Raw genomic sequence first — 1462 nt, 5'->3', positions numbered from 1 at the left:
AGCTTGACTTTGTCCATTTGTGAGCGATGGACGAAGGGAACGTAAGCCCGAATGCGTAGTCAATGATTGATCCACTCGTTGCAGCGAGGTTCATCATGACGGTAATAGCATCCGGGCTTACGAAGGCCATTGTAGGTTTTTCCGATCTGTTTTCCAAGCGTGCCTGGCCGTTGGTACAGATCCTGTTGGCAGGCGCCATCTTGGCCGTTGGGCCGCGCACGGTCAGTGCCGTACTACGCGTCATGGGCTTGTCCCACGAGCGGCAATTCCAGAAATATCATCGCGTGCTCAATCGCGTCAAATGGTCGACGCTGGCGGCAAGTCGGCGCTTGCTGGAACTGCTGGTCGAAGCGTTTGTACCCGACGGACCATTGCTCATGGCGCTGGACGACACCATTGAGCGGCGGCGCGGTGCCAGGATCGCCGCCAAGGGAATTTACCGCGATCCGGTGCGCTCGAGTCACGGTCATTTCGTCAAGGCGAGCGGCTTGCGCTGGCTGTGCCTGATGCTGATAGCGCCGATCCCATGGGCAAAGCGGTGCTGGGCACTGCCGTTCTGCTCCGTGTTGGCGCCGTCCGAGCGCTATTACCTCCAGCGTGGACGACGTCCCAACAAGCTCACCGATCGCGCCCGGCAGTTGTTGCTGATGATCAGACGCTGGCTACCCGAGCGCCCCATCGTGGTCGTGGCCGACAGCAGTTTCGCGGCGCTGGAACTGCTCGATGCGGTACGCCACAAGCTATGCATTGTCACCCGTTTGCGGCTAGACGCCGCTTTGTACGATCCGGCGCCCGAGCGAGCACCTGGCGCACGCGGCCGGCCACGGCGCAAGGGAGCGCGCCAGCCGACACTGAAAGAAAGAGCGACTTGCGAGGCCACTCATTGGCGCAGCGTGACGCTGTCCCAATGGTACGGACAGGGTGACAAGGCCGTCGAGATTGCCACTGGCACCGCCGTCTGGTACAGCAGCGGCTTGCCGACCATCCCACTGCGCTGGATATTGGTGCGCGATCCGCAACGCAAGCTTGATCCGCAAGCCTTCCTCTGCACCGATGAGGCCGCCGAACCAGAACAGATCCTGGCCTGGTTCATCCGCCGCTGGCAGATCGAAGTGACCTTTGAAGAGGCACGTGCGCATCTGGGCATGGAAACACAGCGGCAATGGTCCGACCGTGCCATCGCATGCACCACGCCAGTTATCCTCGCGCTGTATTCGATTGTGGCATTGGCTGCCAGGCAGTTACTGGAACATGGCACACTGATCACACGGCATGCCGCCTGGTACGCCAAGGACAGCCCGACCTTCTCCGACACCATCGCATTCGTGCGCCGCTCGCTGTGGAGTGAAGAGAATTACAAAGGGTCGGGGAGCCAATGCGATATGGTGAAAATCCCGCGTGCCCTATTTGAGCGCCTGACAGAAACCGTCTGCTACGCGAGATAGTTGGACAAAGTCGAGCT

The 1462-nt window shown here is 60.4% G+C and carries 1 protein-coding gene; it reads left to right on the top strand.

What is annotated here, in order from left to right; translation table 11 throughout:
• The first annotated feature begins 62 nt into the window (after positions 1 to 62).
• On the top strand, positions 63 to 1445 hold the full coding sequence (locus F2P45_RS34165; RefSeq protein ID WP_229505441.1) for an IS701 family transposase: 1383 nt from the start codon (positions 63 to 65) through the stop codon (positions 1443 to 1445).
• The last annotated feature ends 17 nt before the right edge of the window (positions 1446 to 1462 follow it).

This window comes from Massilia mucilaginosa, from assembly GCF_011682145.1.
Taxonomy (GTDB): Bacteria; Pseudomonadota; Gammaproteobacteria; order Burkholderiales; family Burkholderiaceae_D; genus Telluria_A; species Telluria_A mucilaginosa.
Note: the sequence above shows the minus strand (reverse complement) of the source record. Positions and strands in the feature narration are given on the sequence as shown.